The organism is Noviluteimonas caseinilytica, from assembly GCF_018406605.1.
GTDB classification, from domain to species: domain Bacteria; phylum Pseudomonadota; class Gammaproteobacteria; order Xanthomonadales; family Xanthomonadaceae; genus Noviluteimonas; species Noviluteimonas caseinilytica.
Genome location: NZ_AP024545.1, coordinates 1,562,309 through 1,577,316, shown reverse-complemented (window position 1 = coordinate 1,577,316; position 15,008 = coordinate 1,562,309). Strand labels below are relative to the sequence as shown.

Sequence of the window (15,008 nt, the reverse complement as noted above, 5' to 3'; positions counted from 1 at the left end):
CTGGCTTCTCCGCGCAGGAGACCATGCCGTCATTGGCGTAAGATTTCTCCAGACAGGGCTGGGGAAAACTCGCATGGATCTGCCGATCACGGCCCATCGCCGCGTGCGATGGGCGTACAGCGCTTCCATCGAGGACTTCTTGATCGCCGATCCGCGCACCATTTTGGGCGCTCTCGTCGAGAGAAGCTCGGCGGATGTGACATTGCTCGATCGCGGCGCGTGGACCGGACAGATTGTCGCCCTGCAACGAGAGCTAGCCGGCTTTAGGGGTCGCGGATCCGTCTATTTGGAATATGACATCCCTCGACTGGGCAAGCGTGTCGACACCATTCTGGTTCTCGATCACGCGTTGTTTGTTATCGAGTTCAAGGTCGGCGCGACAGCCTTCGATCGCGCAGCAATTAATCAGGTGTGGGACTACGCGCTGGACCTGAAGTACTTCCACAGCGCGAGCCATCTCCTACCTATCGTGCCGGTCCTAGTAGCGACTGAGTCCAGCGCCATTCGGCAACTTGAGCATCCATCTGTGGAAGACGGCGTGGTACCTCCTATCGGTTGCGCCGGGTCGACCTTGCGCGAAGCCCTGGAGATGGGACTACGCCTCACGTCGGGAAACAAGATCGAACCTGGTGACTGGGAAGTCGGTCGATACCAACCAACGCCGACGATCATTGAGGCAGCTCGACACCTGTACTTGAATCACGACGTCGCCGAGATTACCCGGAGCGATGCCGGTGCAGAAAACCTGTCTGCTACGACGGCATGCGTCATGCAGATCATCGACGCTGCCAGAGCCAAGAGAGAAAAGGTCATTTGCTTTGTAACTGGCGTGCCTGGAGCTGGAAAAACGCTGGTGGGCCTAGATGTGGCCACGAAGCAATCCGACGGCACCGATCACTCTCACAGCGTCTTTCTTTCCGGAAACGGCCCTTTGGTAGCAGTCCTCCAGGCCGCGCTAACACACGACGAAGTTAAACGCGCCAGCGAACGGGGATCCAAAGTCACAAAAGGTGAGGCCGCGCGAAAGGTCAAAACGTTTGTCCAAAACGTCCACCATTTCCGAGATGAGTACCTAGCGGACAAGGGCCCGCCGCGAACCACGTGGCACTTTTTGACGAAGCCCAGCGTGCTTGGGACCTTCCGCAAACGTCCGCGTTTATGCGCACGAAAAAGGGCGAGCCAGACTTCAACCAGTCGGAGCCAGCGTTTCTGATCTCCTGCATGGATCGTCACAACTGGGCTGTTGTTGTTTGCCTGGTCGGAAATGGTCAGGAGATTAATAGGGGAGAAGCCGGCATTCGGGAATGGCTGTCTGCGGTGTCAACTCAATTCCCAAATTGGGTAGTTCATCTATCACCTGAATTGGCCAATGCCGGAGCGGTTGAGTCGGAAGCGATCTCCGCTCTCGAGGGAAAAGTTGTACTTCGCTACGATCCTGCACTGCATCTAGCGACCTCAGTTCGATCATTTCGATCTGAGCATGTTTCGAGCTTCGTGAACGACCTCTTAGATCTGCGGCTCGAGCAGGCTAAACACTCGCTCAAAAGTGTCCTGGCGACCTATCCGATTCGGCTAACGCGTGATCTCGCCGCTGCAAAGCACTGGGTTCGAACGCGCGCGAGGGGAAGCGAGCGCTTCGGTATGGTGGTGTCCTCAGGCGCACAGCGCCTTCGCCCGCTTGGCGTTGATGTTCGAGTGAAGACCGATCCGGTGCAGTGGTTTCTTCAAGGTCACGAGGACGTTCGGTCCTCGTACTACATGGAAGACCCTGCAACAGAATTTCAAGTGCAAGGTCTTGAGCTCGATTGGGCCTGCGTCGTTTGGGATGCAGACCTTCGAGCGGAAGGCGGGTCTTGGGGATTTCACAAATTCTCAGGAAGCAGCTGGAAGAAGGTGAACGACGAATCGCGGCGTCGCTACCTTCTGAACGCATATCGCGTACTGCTGACTCGTGCTCGCCAGGGCATGGTGATTGTCATCCCCACCGGCTCCGACCAAGACAAGACGAGACCGCCAAAGCACTACGACGGCGTTTTTGATCTTCTCAAAAACCTTGGGATTCCATTGCTAACCGAGGAAAACGGCTAGATCAGCAAGTCCCATCCTGCACCCACCCATTCTGAACCCGCTTCATCCGCTGCCCATCCACGCACCGGATGTCGTTGCTCGGCGAGGCCTTCGCCGCCTTCTCCGCATTCTGCTTGGCGCGCAACTCGCCCTGGATCCGGATCGCTTCCTTCCGCGAGGCGAGCCACGAGGCTTCCCGCGCTTCCGGGCTCTCCACGCTCCCCAACGGCACCGTCGTCGTCGCTGGTGCGGGTTGCACGGTCGTCGCGGGTGCCACGTCCGTCGCGGGCGCACTGGCCGGCACGGGGATCGTGATCACCGAGGTCACCGCCGGGGCCACGCCGGTCGCGCCCGTTGCGGGCTCGGCGTGCCTGCCGCGCATGTACAGCCACGCGCCCACCAGCGCGAGGATCACCAGCACCGCGATCACCAGGATCCGGCGCGAACGCGCTTGCCTCTGCCTCTGTCGACGGCTACGTCGCATTGCCCTGCTCCATCCATACCCCTGCTGGCCGAAGGATAGCCGCGTTGCGCGACCCGGGGGTGTGCGCGGGTCGACACCGTCGGTTCGGCCGTGAAGGGCGCGCCGGTCCGCCGCCTTGACCCCCTGCCGGCCGTCGCGGACGATCCGGCCGGGGATTCCTTCGAGCGCCCGCCATGCTGAAACGCTTCGCTGCCTTCGCGTTGTTCGCCGTCGCTGCGCCGGCGATTGCGGGCGATGTGTGCGAGTCGGGGAACACGCAGGACATCAACGAATGCGGTCGCCAGGGCGTCGAGCGGGCCGACAAGGCGTTGAACGCCGCTTACCAATCGCTGCTTGCCGGCCTGAAGGCGGACGCGGAGGACTACCCCGAGATGGCGCGCGCGCGTGAGCAGCTCATCGTCGCGCAACGCCTGTGGGTCAAGTTCCGCGAGGCGGACTGCGATGCGATCTTCACGGTGCACAGCGGCGGCACGATCCGCACGGCGATGTACTTCGCGTGCATGCAGGATCGCGCGGAGAAGCGGACGGCGGAGTTGAAGGCGTACAACGAAAGCTTCTGAGGGAGGCGCGCGTGGACCGTCGCATGCAGACCGTGGCCGTTGCGTTGGTGTGGACCGGCCTGGCCTGGACCTGGCCGCGTTCGGTCTCGCGCTCACGTCGTTGCCGTATGTCTACGCGCTGCTGACTGCGCTCGCAGGGATCACGCTGCTGCTGGCCGGCGCGGGAATCGGCCGCGTGCGAAAGGGCTAGGCGCGTTACCGGAGGCGCAACGCGACCCGCGCCCCTACTTCGCCACGAACGCCCGCGACAACATCACCCCTTCCACGCCATCGGCCGACGCCTTCGACAACCGCACGCGCATTGCCAGTTCCGGCGACCAGTCGATCTCCCACGCGTCCAGCACCTGTTCGCCGTCGAACATCGGTTTGTCCTGCCGCTGCGTCGCGGGCCTGGTCTGCTGCATCTGCGCCATGAACGCGGCGAGGTGCGCTTCCAGCTCGGCCGCTTCCGCGCCGTCGGCCATCACGGCGCAGTAGCCGCGCTCGTTGAGGGTGATCAACACCTGCGGGGTGCCTTCGACCAGCCAGGTCTTGCTGGCGTGGTAGCCGGCGTTGGGGTCGGCGGGCATTGCGACGGCGTTGCGCGCCTTCACCGCTTCGGCGGCCTTGTCGTAGCTGGTGCCGCTGGCGATGCACGTGTCGCCGAAGGTGGCGAAGACGTCCTTCGCGAACACCTGCCCACTTGCAAGCAGCAGTAAGGACGCGAGCACGATGGTACGTGCGCGGCGATGCGAGTTGGTGTGTTGCATGGATCCCCCTGAATGCGATGCGCGCCATCCCCATGGCGTGCGTGCAGCGTACAACGTGCGCGACGCAAATTATTGCGACAGGAACCGCAAGCCGACGCCCGGTTCGGTGGCGATCCATTTCGGCGCGGCGGCATCGTCGCCGAGCTTCTGCCGCAGTTTGGCCACGAGGATCCGCAGGTAGTGCGTGTCCTGGTCGTGCGTGGGTCCCCACAGTTCGCGCAGCAGCTGGGGCTGCGTCACCACGCGGCCCGCGTTCTGCACCAGCAGGGCGAGCAAGGCGTATTCCTTGCGGGCGAGGACGATCGGGTTGCCGTCCAGCGTGACTTCGCGCCGCGCGAGGTCCACGCGCAAGCGGCCGTCGTCGTGCACCGGCGGTGTGTCTGCCGGTGCGGCGTGTGCGCGGAGCAACGCCCGGACGCGCGCCATCAGTTCCTGCACGCCGAAGGGTTTGGTCACGTAATCGTTGGCGCCGGCGTCGAGGGCGGCGACCTTGCCGGTTTCGTCGCTGCGCACGGTCAGCACGATCACGGGCACGTTCGACCATTCGCGCAACGCGCGCAGCACTTCGTGGCCGTCGCGATCGGGCAGGCCGAGGTCCAGGATCACGAGGTCGGCGCCTTGCGTCGCCAGCAGGTCGAGGCCGCCCTGCCCCGTTTCGGCCAGCAGCACCTGGTAGCCCTGCGCGCGCAGGCCGATGTCGAGGAACTTGCGGATCTGCGGTTCGTCGTCGATGACCAGCAGGCGCGCGGTGGTCATGGCGTGGGCTCGATGCGCGGGAGCGTGATGCGGATGGTGGTGCCGCGGCCGCTCGGCGCAGGCAACGCTTCCACCTCGCCGCCATGCGCGCCGATCATGCCGCGGCAGATCGCGAGGCCGAGGCCCGTACCGCCGCGGCCGCGATCGCCGCGCGCGACGCTGTAGAAGCGGTCGAAGATGCGGGCGCGTTCGTCTTCCGGGATGCCGGGGCCGTGGTCGGTGATGTCGAGTTGCACGGCGTTGCCGATGGCGTGCGCGTCGATTTCGACCGGCGCATCGGGTGGTGAAAACTTCACCGCATTCTCGAGCACGTTGAACAGCGCTTGCTCGATGAGCGCCGGGTGCACCCAGAGCGGTTCCATCTCCTGCGGGACGCGTGCGACGAAACGTGCAGCGGGATGTTGCCGCTGCAGTCGTCCGACCGCTGCGCCCACCAGCTCATCCACGCCGATCCAGTCGCGATGCAACACCAGCTCGCCGTGGCCGAGGCGCGTCATGTCGAGCAGGTTCTGGATGTAGCGGTCGAGGCGCTCGCCTTCGGTACGGATGGCGTCCAGCAGGCTGCGGCGGTCGGCGTCGTTCATCGCGTCGCCGTAATTCTCCAGGCTGCCGGCGGCGCCGATGATCGACGCGAGTGGCGTTCGAAGGTCGTGCGACACCGACGACAGCAACGCGGACCGCAGGCGTTCGGTTTCATTCGCCATGCGCGTGGTTTCGAGTTCGCCGGCCAGGCGCGTGCGTTGCAGCGCCTGCGAGATGTCGCCGGCCATCGCCTTGGCGGTCATCTGCTGCATCGCGTCCAGGCGCGTCGAGGACGGCGGCAGCTTCAGGCCGATCACGCCCAACGGGCCGCTCGGCGCGCGCAACGGCAGGAACCACCAGCCGTGTTCTTCCACACCGCCGCCCTGGTCGGTCGCGCAGTCGTCGCCCAATCGCACCCACGCATCCGCGCCGAGGCCTTCGCGGAAGACGCTCTCGGCGGCATCGACCACACCGGAGGCATCCGTCGCCACCGACAACTTCCCCGCCAACGCCTGCCGCGCGTTCGCATGCAGGTTGGCGATGCGCAGTGCCTGCACCTGCATCGCGAGTTGCGACGCGAGACGCCCCGCGATCAACGCCGCTGCGAGGAACAACGCGACCGTCGCCACCCCATGCCGCGCGTGGATGTAGAACGAGTAGCGCGGTTCGATGAAGAAGAAGTTGAACGCGAGGAAGCACAACACCGCCGTCAGCAACGCGGGCCCGGTGTGCGTGCGCACCGCGACCACGAGCACCGCGAGCATGAAGACGAGCGACAGATCGGCGAGGCCGAGCCAGCGTTCGGCGGCGGCGGCCACGATGACCGCAACGGCGGTCGCAACGAAGGCAAGCACGTAGCCGGCGGCGGGCGACGCGTTGGCGGCGATCGGCAGGGCGGGACGCATGCGCGCATTGTGCGCGATTCGCGCGGGGCTGGAATTTACGCCGAATTTACGCAACGGGCCGGTGCCGGGAATGGAGGCTTTGCGCGCCCGGTGACGAGAATTTGGCCGTGGCCGATGGGGCCGCGCGTTGGATGATCGCGATGCAACGGATGTGGACCTGGTGTGCCCTCGCCTGCCTCGGCCTGGCGGTCGATGCGCGGGCGGCCGACATCACCGGTTCGGCGGCGCTGACCTCCGACTACGTCTGGCGCGGCACAACGCAGACGCGTGGCGAGCCGGCGGTGCAGGCGGGCGTGAAAGTGGCAGGCGCATCAGGCGTGTACGCCTCGCTCTGGGGCACGAACGTCGATTACGGTCCGGCGGCGGATGCGAGCACCGAGTTCGACGCGACCGTCGGCTGGGGCACGGCGCTGTCGGACGATTGGTCCGTCGACGTGAACCTGCTGCGTTACGTGTATCCGTCGACCCGCATCGACCTGGACTGGACCGAGGCGAACGGCACTCTGATGTTCCGCGATCGCGCGTGGCTCTCGCTCGGCTACTCGCGCGAAGCACTCGGCGGCGATGATGCGGGACTCTATGCGTTGGTCGGTGGTCGCCTACCGGTGAACGATCGCCTGAATCTCGAACTCGCCGTCGGCCACTACTTCCTGCAACAACGCGATTACACGCACGCGCAACTGAGCGCGGTGTTCGCCCTCGCCGGCCCGCTTTCCCTGCGTTTCACCGCGCACACCACCGACAGCAACGCGAAACGGATCTTCGGCGACAACGCCGCCGGCCCGCGCATCGAAGCCGCATTGCAAGCCACGTTCTGATTGGAACCCGCCATGTCCGCCACCACCGCTCCCATCGCCGTGCCGCAACCGCACGCGCCGTCCGCCAGCTTCCGCACCCTGATGCTCGGCGCGATCGGCGTCGTGTTCGGCGACATCGGCACCAGTCCGCTGTACACGATCAAGGAAGCCTTCACCCCGCACTACGGGCTCACGCCGGATGCGGCCACCGTGCTCGGCGTGTTGTCGCTGGTGTTCTGGACGTTGATGGTGATCATCACGGTGAAGTACGTCGCGGTGATCATGCGCGCGGACAACGCGGGCGAAGGCGGGATCATGGCGCTGACGTCGCTCGCGCAACGCACGATGCCGGGCGGTTCGCGTGGTGCGTACATCGTCGGCTTGCTGGGCGTGTTCGGCGCGGCGTTGTTCTTCGGCGACGGCGTGCTGACCCCGGCGATCTCGGTGTTGTCGGCGGTGGAAGGCCTGGAAGTGGCGGCCCCCACGCTCGAACACATGGTGTTGCCGCTGACGATCGGCGTGCTGGTGGTGTTGTTCGCCACGCAGCGCTTCGGCACCGATCGCGTGGGCAAGGCGTTCGGACCGGTGATCGTGGTGTGGTTCGCCGCGATCGCGGTGCTGGGCATCCACAACATCGTCGGCAACCCGGAAGTGCTGCATGCGCTGAATCCGTGGTGGGGCCTGCGCTTCTTCCTCGACCACGGCTGGCACGGGATTTTCATCCTCGGCGCAGTGGTGCTGGCGGTGACGGGCGGCGAAGCCTTGTACGCAGACATGGGGCACTTCGGACGGCGGCCGATCCAGGTGGCCTGGAACGTGCTGGTGCTGCCGGCGCTCACGCTCAACTACCTCGGCCAGGGCGCGCTGCTGCTCGCGAACCCGAAGGCCATCGACAATCCCTTCTATCTCGGCGTGCCGGCGTGGGCGCTGTATCCGATGATCGCGCTCGCGACGGCGGCGACCGTCATCGCTTCGCAGGCCGTCATCAGCGGCGGTTACTCCGCGGCGCGCCAGGCGATCCAGCTGGGCTACCTGCCGCGCATGCACATCAAGCACACGTCGCAGGCGACGATCGGGCAGATCTACATCCCGACGATCAACTGGGTGTTGATGATCGGCACGATCGCGACCGTCGTGGGCTTCGGCAGCTCGACGGCGCTTGCGACGGCCTACGGCGTGTCCGTCGTCGGCACGATGCTGATCACGAGCGTGTTGTTCATCGTGGCGATGCGCCAGCGCCGGACCTTGCCGCCGATGGTGTTCTGGCCGCTGGCGACGCTGTTCGTGCTGGTGGACGTGGCGTTCCTGTCGGCCAACCTGGCGAAGTTCATGGATGGCGCGTGGTTCCCGATCGCGCTGGGCGTCGGTGTGTTCATCCTGTTGCGCACGTGGGGCCGTGGGCGCCAGCTGTTGCAGGCGGAGATCCTGAAGGACGGCCTGCGCCTCGATACGTTCCTGCCCGGCCTGATGCTGGCGCCGCCGACGCGCGTGGAAGGCACCGCCGTGTTCCTCACCGCGCAGCACGGCATCGTGCCGAAGGCGCTGCTGCATAACCTCAAGCACAACAAGGTGCTGCACGCGCGCAACGTGCTGCTGACGGTGGAGACGAGCGCGGTGCCCTACCTGTCCGATGCGACGCGCCTGAGCATCGAACCGATCGCCGACGATTTCTACCGCGCGACCGTGCGCTACGGCTTCATGGAATCGCCCGACGTCCCGCTGGCCTTGATGCGCGCGGGCGACCAGGGCGAGCTGTGCTTCGATCCGATGGAGACGACGTACTTCGCCAGCCGCGAAACCATCGTCGCGCGTCCGCGCGGGGGCATGGCCTTGTGGCGCGACAAGCTGTTCGGCGCGATGCATCGCAACGCGGCGCCTGCGACGGACTTCTTCCGCATCCCGAGCACGCGCCTGGTGGAGCTGGGCGCGCCGGTGGAAATCTGATGCGCTACAACGCGATCGGCGTGCGCTCGAGCAGTTCCTGCACGGTCTTGATCTGCAGCGGCTTGGTGCAGTGCTTGTCAAAGCCGACGGCGTGCGACTTCTCGCGATCGCTGTCCTGGCCGTAACCGGACACCGCAACGATCCAGGCCTTCGCACCCCAGTCGGTCGCACGGATCTGGCGGCACACTTCCCACCCGTCCAGCTCCGGCATGCCGATGTCGAGGAAGACCACGCCCGGATGCAGTTCCATCGCCAGGTCGAGGGCCTGCTGCCCGTCGCGCGCCAATGCGACGCGATGCCCCAGCAATTCGAGCAAGGCCGCCAGTGTTTGCCCAGCATCGAGGTTGTCGTCGGCGACGAGCGCCGTGGGAGCTGGGGTGGGCATCGCAGGATCATACGCGCCCGGGATGTGACAGCCCTCGTCAGGGGGTGGCCGCGGGGATCAGGCTCATCTCCGGGCGATACCGCCAGATTTCGCTGGTCACGCTGTCCACGCACGCGGCATATGCGGCAAGCAACTCGCGGCGCGTGGTGGCGTCGTCGACGCTTGCCATCACGCGTTCGAGGTCGCCGGGTGCGTTCTCGTAACTTGCCCAATCGTTGCGCGCAACCATCAGCATGAATTCCGGCGACGCGGTGCCGCCCACGCCTTCGTACCACGTGTGCGTGCCCTGCCCGCCCGTGGCTTCCACGGTGGCGCGCATGCGCTTGACGATTTGTTCGAACTGCGCGGCCTTGCCCAGCTTCAACTTGTACACGTGCACTTCCACCATCGCGGTGGGTTGCCACTGTTCGAGCGGCGTGCCGGTGCTGAGGTCGCGACGCACGCGATACACGGCGCGGAACGCGGGCTCGCCGAACGCCATGAACGTGCGGTCCGCATCCTTCGCATCGTCGGCGGGCGCGACGCGATGGTCGAACGCGGAGAACGGCGCGCCGAATGTGCCGTCGATGAACATCCCCATGCGCGGGCCGTGCGTGATCGTCCAGCCGTACCAGACGAGCGGATCGTTGTGCGTGCGATGCCACGCGAGGTGCTTCTGGTAGCCGGCGTCGAACTGCGCGTCCATGCCGGGCTTCGGCGTGTAGGCGAACACGTGTGCGGCGTCGCCGGTATTTCGCAGGGGCGCCGCGGCATTGGCGGTGGTGGCCAGGAGCAACAGCAGCATTGCGAGTCGCGAACGGGACATGGGGGAAGTCTCGTCAGTCAGAACCAGATCCGGAACCCTGCGACCACGCGCGTATCGCTTGCGTCGTGCCGCAGGTCCGCAGTGTCGCCGAACGCGCGCTCGTACACCACGCCGATGTACGGCGCGAACTGGCGCGTCACTTCGTAACGCAACCGCAGGCCGGCTTCGGCGGTGCTCAACCCCGCGCCCACATGGCGCGCGGGATCGTCCTTGCCGTTGAGGTTGAGTTCGACGAGCGGCTGCAGGATGAGGCGATTGGTGAGCAGCGCTTCGTATTCGGCTTCGATGCGCGCGGCGGTGCGGCCGGAGGCGCCGATGTACGCCGTCGCTTCCAGTTCGATCTTGTACGGCGTGGTGCCCGTGACGCCGATGGCGGCCCAATCCTGCGACGCGCCGGGTTTGAAATCGTGGCGCACGCCCGCGACGAGATCCCACCAGCGCGCGATCGGCTTGCCGTACAGCACTTCCAGGTCGGCGGCTTCGGTGCGTTCGTCGATGCGCTCGCCTTCGCTGCGCAGCCAGAGCTTGTCGGTGTCGGTGCCGATCCACGCCTGGCCTTGCCATTCGAGGCCGCCGTCGAAGCCTTCGAGGCGGTTGAACTGGACGAAGGACTGGATCGCGTTGTCATGCTCCGGGTGGTCGGCCATCGGCGGTTTGGCCGCGGCGCGATCGGCGTCCGTCAATGCGGGGATCGGCGTCTTCGGTTGCTCGCCCGTCGTGGGTGCAGGCATCGGCATCGGCATCATGTGATGCGAATGGTCCTGCGCCATCGCATCGAGCGCGACGCAACACAGGAGCGCCAGCGCGAGCCGCTTCATTCGTCCACCCGCACTTCGCGCATCATCCCGGCTTCCATGTGGAACAGCAGGTGGCAGTGATATGCCCAGCCACCGAGCGCATCGGCGCGAACGCGATAGCTGCGCCTGCTGCCGGGCGGCATGTCGATGGTGTGCTTGCGCACGTGGAAGTTGCCGTCGGCGTCTTCCAGGTCGCTCCACATGCCGTGCAGGTGGATCGGGTGCGTCATCATCGTGTCGTTGACCAACACGATGCGCAGGCGTTCGCCGTAGTTGAACCGCAGCGGTTCCGCCTGCGAGAACTTCTGCCCGTTGAAGCCCCACGTGAAGCGTTCCATGTGGCCGGTGAGGTGCAGCTCGATGTCGCGGCCGGGATCGCGGCCGTCTGGATCGTCGAACACGCTGCGCAGCATCGAATACGTGAGCACCGTGCGGCCGTTGTCGCGCAGGCCGATGCCGGGGTCGTCGAGCTTCGGCGTCGGCGAAGCCGCCTGCATGTCGACGAACGGGTTGTGCGATTCGCTGGCGGGATGGTGTTGCGCGGCAGGCATTGCGTGGCCCATCGCGGCGTGGCCCATCGCGGCGTGGTCCATGCCGGCCATGTCCATGCCGGCCATGTCGTGCGCCGCCGCACCGTGCCCCATGTCCGCCATCGACAGGATCTGCCGTGCCTCCACCGCCGGCACCGGCGCGCGCAAGCCTTCGCGCACGGCGAGCGTGCCGCTGACGTAACCGGTGCGGCCCATGTCCTGCGCGAAGATGGTGAACGCGTCCTGCCCGCTGGGCTCCACGATCACGTCGAAGGTTTCCGCGGTCGCGATGCGGAATTCGTCGACCGTCACCGGGTGCACGTACTGGCCATCGGCGGCGACCACCGTCATCTTCAAGCCGGGGATGCGCACGTCGAAGTACGTCATCGATGCGCCGTTGATGAAACGCAGGCGCACCTTCTCGCCGGAACGGAACAGGCCCGTCCAGTTGCCGAGCGACGTGGTGCCGTTCAACAGGTAGGTGTAGGTGTTCGCGTTGACGTCGGCGAGGTCGGTGGGCGTCATGCGCATCGCGCCCCAGAGCTTGCGGTCTTCGATGGTTTCCGCGAGGCCATCGCGGCGCGCATCGCGCATGAAGTCGCCGAGCGTGCGCTTGTAGTAGTTGTCGTAGCCCGGCATCTTCTTGAGGCGCGCGAACAACGCCGCCGGATCCAGGTCCGTCCAGTCCGTCAGCATCACCACGTAATCGCGGTCGAATGCGAACGGTGCGGGTTCGATCGGATCGATGATCAGCGGGCCGTACAGCCCCACCTGTTCCTGGTACGCCGAATGGCTGTGGTACCAGTACGTGCCGGATTGCTTCACGTCGAAGCGATACGCGTACGTCTCGCCGCGATGGATGCCGTCGAAGCTGATGCCCGGCACGCCGTCCATGTTGGCGGGCAGCAGGATGCCGTGCCAGTGGATCGAGGTCTCGTGGCCATGCACGGAATGCATCGGCAGCGCGTTCGACACGCGCAAGTCCACCGTGGTGCCTTCGCGCCAGCGCAGCAGCGGCGCGGGCAACGATCCGTTGACGGTGATCGCCGTGCGCGTGCGGCCGGTGAAGTTCATCGGCGTTTCGCCGATCGACAGGTCGAACTGCGTGCCGGACAGGACGGAAGGCAGGCCCGCGCCTTGCAGCGCGTAACTCGCGCGTGGCCACAGGCCGAGGCCGGCCACGGCGCCGCCGGCGGCCAGGCCTTGCACGAAGCGGCGACGCGCGGGTTGGGCGGGGCCGCCGTTGGGAGTTCGCAACGTCAAGTTCCTGGGGGATCGCGACGGCGCTACTTTACGCCCGGCCCCTGTACCGAGCCATGCGCAGCGCGGCGCCGGGCGTTAGGCTAGCCGCCGACGAGACGGATCACGGGATCGAGGAACTGCGATGGACTGCTTCCAACACGCCGGCACGGCCGCCATCGGCCTATGCAAGCATTGCGCGAAGGGCCTGTGCCCGGCGTGCGCGGCCGATCTCGGATTCGGGCTTGCCTGCCGCGGATCGCATGAAGCGGAGGTCAGCGATGCGCACGCGTTGTGGCTCCACTGCCAACGGATGCAAGGGACACAGCGCTCGCTGCGGTCGCTCACCCCGATGTACTTCCTGGTGATCGGCGCGATCATGATCGGCTACGACCTGCATGCCGGCGCACGGACGCTGACCTCCAGCATCGCGCTGGGCCTGGTGTTCGCGTTCGTCGGTGTCGTCGTTGCACTCAAGATGTGGCGCGCGCCCCAGATACCGGCCACGCGGCATTAAGCTAGCCGCCTCCGGGAGGATCACGACCATGAAAGTGAACTTCGCGCACCTGCGCGACAAGAATACGGAAGGCGGCTGGATCGACTACGTGGTGTTCGATGCGCACGCCGATTCCAACACCAACGCCGACAATGGGCTGCTGCTGCAGAAGCTGACGAAGCAGGCGCGCGCGAACGGCCTGAAGGTGGACCAGTCCGCGCTGGCGTACATGCAGCCCAACGGCAAGGTCACGTATTACGGCGTCGAAGCGCTCGTGAAATACCTGGCGAAGGTGGGGCTGCCGGGCTGGACGCACACGCTCGAGATCGGTGCGCCCGACGAACCCGCCGCTTAATGCAGCATCGGTACGCCGAAGCCTGCCTTCAGTTCGTCCAGGTCCACGTTGCCGTCCTTGTTGGCGTCGAGCCAGTCGAAGCGGATCTTCAGGCCGCGGCGCAGCTCGGCGTCCGATAACTTCCCGTCGCCATCGGTGTCCGCGATGCTGATGCGGTAGGCCGCATCCGGCGCGCCCTGCGCCTTGTCGCCCAGGAACACCTGGAACTCGTCGGCGGAAATCAGATCGTCGTGGTTGGTGTCGAGCGCTTCGAGCACCGCGTCGCTGTCGTATTCGTACTGGCTGAGCACGCCGTCGTGATTGGCGTCGAGGATGGCGAAGCGACTGGCGGCGGTTGGCGGCGCCGGTGCGGCCGCGGGCGCGGCGGCTGCGGCGGGTGCCTCGGCCGGCTTGGCGGACATGGGCGTGGCCTGCTGCGCCATGCACGCGCCGGCCGGGAGCAAGGCGCAGGCGAGCAGCGCGGCGGACAGGCGGGCGATGGACGTGGACATGGGGCGGGCCTTGGCGGGAGGGGTGTTCCTCACGCAACGGCGGCGGGCCCGGGGATCGGACAGCCGCTTGGCCTACGCGGGGCACTCCGGCAGGTTGAGGAGCGCGTTGGAGTCCTCGTCGTCGATCTCGGTCCGCAGGTATTTCCGCCCGTTGCGCGTGGCCACCACGATCCAGACGTCCTCGCCGAGCACGTTGATGTAGCAGCGCAGGCGCCCGGTCTCGATGTGGTCGATGGTTTCTTCCTGGGTGAACTTCCACCCCCAGCCGCCGACATGCGAGATGCGCCCGTCGGCGCTGCCGAACTCGCGCGTGTTGATGCAGGTGACCTTGACGGTGTCGGGCACGCGGCTCCCCTTGCCTTGCGGACACCCGTTGTAACGTAGGGAGCATGCTGCGTCGGGCGCGATCGGCGTAGGAATAATTCTCGGAAAGTCATGCAACGGGGAGCGCAAATGCTGCGAGCCGCCATCTTCGACCTGGACGGACTGCTCATCGACTCGGAGGCGATCTGGTTCGAGACCGAGTGCGAGGTGTTCGGGTCGGTCGGTATCAAGCTGACGCCGGAGATGGGGGCGAGTACGCAAGGCTTCCGGTTGGATGAAGTCGTTGCGCACTGGTGGCAGTACCAACCTTGGGAAGGCCCCACGCGCGACGAGATCGCGCAACGCCTCGGCACGTTGGTGGCCGAACGCGTGGCGTCGCGTGCGAAAGCATTGCCGGGTGCGGTCGACGCGGTGCGCTTCGCGCGATCACGCGTCGAAGGTTTGGCGATCGCATCGGCGACGTCCGACGCGATCATCCACGCGGCGTTGCAAAGGCTCGGGATCGCCGCGTTGTTCGACGTCGTGCATTCGGCGGAATCGGAAGCGCGCGGGAAACCGGATCCCGCGGTGTTCCTCAGCGCGGCGCGGATGTTGGGCATCGTGCCCGGCGACTGCGTGGTCTTCGAGGATTCGGTGAACGGCGTGATCGCGGCGAAGGCGGCGGGCATGCGCTGCATCGCCGTGCCGGAGGCGGCGCAGGCCGCAGATCCGCGCTACGCCATCGCCGACATGCGGCTGCGTACGCTGGAAGCGCTGGATGCGCGCGCGTGGGACGCAGTCACGGGCGCCTGACCGACCGAGG

18 protein-coding genes and 1 pseudogene are annotated in these 15,008 nt (G+C 66.1%); 9 read left to right on the top strand and 10 right to left on the bottom strand.

Features of this window, described 5'->3' with window-relative positions; translation table 11 throughout:
* Positions 1-73 precede the first annotated feature (73 nt).
* Positions 74-1,213 (top strand): DNA/RNA helicase domain-containing protein, encoded by a 1,140-nt coding sequence (locus LYSCAS_RS16105; RefSeq protein WP_213437310.1) that lies wholly within the window; start codon positions 74-76, stop codon positions 1,211-1,213.
* A complete protein-coding gene (locus tag LYSCAS_RS07685) occupies positions 1,102-2,088 on the top strand; it encodes a DNA/RNA helicase domain-containing protein (RefSeq protein ID WP_213437308.1) in 987 nt (328 codons plus the stop codon). The genes LYSCAS_RS16105 and LYSCAS_RS07685 overlap by 112 nt, the downstream gene beginning before the upstream one ends.
* Before the next feature lies 1 nt (position 2,089).
* On the opposite strand, the gene LYSCAS_RS07680 is transcribed toward LYSCAS_RS07685, so the two are convergent.
* Positions 2,090-2,497 carry a hypothetical protein gene (locus tag LYSCAS_RS07680; RefSeq protein ID WP_213437306.1) on the bottom strand — a complete coding sequence of 136 codons (408 nt, stop codon included), beginning with the start codon at positions 2,495-2,497 and terminating at the stop codon, positions 2,090-2,092.
* A 227-nt stretch (positions 2,498-2,724) separates the two neighbouring features.
* On the opposite strand from LYSCAS_RS07680, the gene LYSCAS_RS07675 reads away from it, so the two are divergent.
* Positions 2,725-3,111, top strand: coding sequence for a lysozyme inhibitor LprI family protein (locus LYSCAS_RS07675; RefSeq protein ID WP_213437305.1), 387 nt, complete (start codon positions 2,725-2,727; stop codon positions 3,109-3,111).
* 49 nt (positions 3,112-3,160) lie between these two features.
* A complete protein-coding gene (locus tag LYSCAS_RS07670; protein ID WP_213437303.1) occupies positions 3,161-3,301 on the top strand; it encodes a hypothetical protein in 141 nt (46 codons plus the stop codon).
* A gap of 34 nt (positions 3,302-3,335) precedes the next feature.
* Here the strand turns inward: LYSCAS_RS07670 and LYSCAS_RS07665 are convergent, their stop codons facing one another.
* The 3 genes and pseudogenes from LYSCAS_RS07665 to LYSCAS_RS07655 form a co-directional block, all read right to left on the bottom strand.
* Positions 3,336-3,860 (bottom strand): NMCC_0638 family (lipo)protein, encoded by a 525-nt coding sequence (locus LYSCAS_RS07665; protein ID WP_213437301.1) that lies wholly within the window; start codon positions 3,858-3,860, stop codon positions 3,336-3,338.
* Positions 3,861-3,929: 69 nt separating this feature from the next.
* Entirely contained in the window at positions 3,930-4,616 is a 687-nt protein-coding gene (locus tag LYSCAS_RS07660) for a response regulator (RefSeq protein ID WP_213437299.1), read from the bottom strand.
* Positions 4,613-5,992, bottom strand: a pseudogene (locus LYSCAS_RS07655) (sensor histidine kinase); the annotation flags it as partial. The gene LYSCAS_RS07660 and the pseudogene LYSCAS_RS07655, both read right to left, overlap by 4 nt.
* Before the next feature lie 191 nt (positions 5,993-6,183).
* Here LYSCAS_RS07655 and LYSCAS_RS07650 point away from each other — a divergent pair.
* Positions 6,184-6,861, top strand: a complete 678-nt coding sequence (locus LYSCAS_RS07650; protein ID WP_213437295.1) for a TorF family putative porin — start codon at positions 6,184-6,186, stop codon at positions 6,859-6,861.
* Positions 6,862-6,873: 12 nt separating this feature from the next.
* Positions 6,874-8,784 carry a potassium transporter Kup gene (locus LYSCAS_RS07645; protein WP_213437293.1) on the top strand — a complete coding sequence of 637 codons (1,911 nt, stop codon included), beginning with the start codon at positions 6,874-6,876 and terminating at the stop codon, positions 8,782-8,784.
* A gap of 4 nt (positions 8,785-8,788) precedes the next feature.
* Here the strand turns inward: LYSCAS_RS07645 and LYSCAS_RS07640 are convergent, their stop codons facing one another.
* From LYSCAS_RS07640 to LYSCAS_RS07625, 4 genes are read right to left on the bottom strand one after another with little or no spacing between them, the layout of a single operon-like run.
* Positions 8,789-9,169 (bottom strand): response regulator, encoded by a 381-nt coding sequence (locus LYSCAS_RS07640; protein WP_213437291.1) that lies wholly within the window; start codon positions 9,167-9,169, stop codon positions 8,789-8,791.
* Between the two features lie 37 nt (positions 9,170-9,206).
* Positions 9,207-9,974, bottom strand: coding sequence for a hypothetical protein (locus tag LYSCAS_RS07635; protein ID WP_213437289.1), 768 nt, complete (start codon positions 9,972-9,974; stop codon positions 9,207-9,209).
* A gap of 17 nt (positions 9,975-9,991) precedes the next feature.
* Complete coding sequence (locus LYSCAS_RS07630; protein ID WP_213437287.1) at positions 9,992-10,792, bottom strand: copper resistance protein B; 801 nt, start codon at positions 10,790-10,792, stop codon at positions 9,992-9,994.
* Positions 10,789-12,564 carry a copper resistance system multicopper oxidase gene (locus tag LYSCAS_RS07625; protein WP_407075169.1) on the bottom strand — a complete coding sequence of 592 codons (1,776 nt, stop codon included), beginning with the start codon at positions 12,562-12,564 and terminating at the stop codon, positions 10,789-10,791. The genes LYSCAS_RS07630 and LYSCAS_RS07625 overlap by 4 nt, the downstream gene beginning before the upstream one ends.
* Before the next feature lie 121 nt (positions 12,565-12,685).
* Here LYSCAS_RS07625 and LYSCAS_RS07620 point away from each other — a divergent pair, with 121 nt between their 5' ends.
* Both LYSCAS_RS07620 and LYSCAS_RS07615 read left to right on the top strand, forming a co-directional pair.
* The gene (locus LYSCAS_RS07620) at positions 12,686-13,057 is read left to right on the top strand and encodes a hypothetical protein (RefSeq protein ID WP_213437285.1); all 372 of its coding nucleotides are present in this window, start codon (positions 12,686-12,688) and stop codon (positions 13,055-13,057) included.
* A 28-nt stretch (positions 13,058-13,085) separates the two neighbouring features.
* On the top strand, positions 13,086-13,391 hold the full coding sequence (locus LYSCAS_RS07615) for a hypothetical protein (protein ID WP_213437283.1): 306 nt from the start codon (positions 13,086-13,088) through the stop codon (positions 13,389-13,391).
* Here LYSCAS_RS07615 and LYSCAS_RS07610 read toward each other — a convergent pair.
* Together LYSCAS_RS07610 and LYSCAS_RS07605 are read right to left on the bottom strand one after the other, a co-directional pair.
* The gene (locus LYSCAS_RS07610) at positions 13,388-13,882 is read right to left on the bottom strand and encodes an EF-hand domain-containing protein (RefSeq protein ID WP_213437702.1); all 495 of its coding nucleotides are present in this window, start codon (positions 13,880-13,882) and stop codon (positions 13,388-13,390) included. The genes LYSCAS_RS07615 and LYSCAS_RS07610 overlap by 4 nt on opposite strands.
* Before the next feature lie 72 nt (positions 13,883-13,954).
* Positions 13,955-14,227: a DUF3892 domain-containing protein gene (locus tag LYSCAS_RS07605; RefSeq protein ID WP_213437281.1), complete on the bottom strand. Its 273-nt coding sequence runs from the start codon at positions 14,225-14,227 to the stop codon at positions 13,955-13,957.
* Positions 14,228-14,335: 108 nt separating this feature from the next.
* On the opposite strand from LYSCAS_RS07605, the gene hxpB reads away from it, so the two are divergent.
* Entirely contained in the window at positions 14,336-14,998 is a 663-nt protein-coding gene (gene hxpB / locus LYSCAS_RS07600) for a hexitol phosphatase HxpB (protein WP_213437279.1), read from the top strand.
* Positions 14,999-15,008 lie beyond the last annotated feature (10 nt).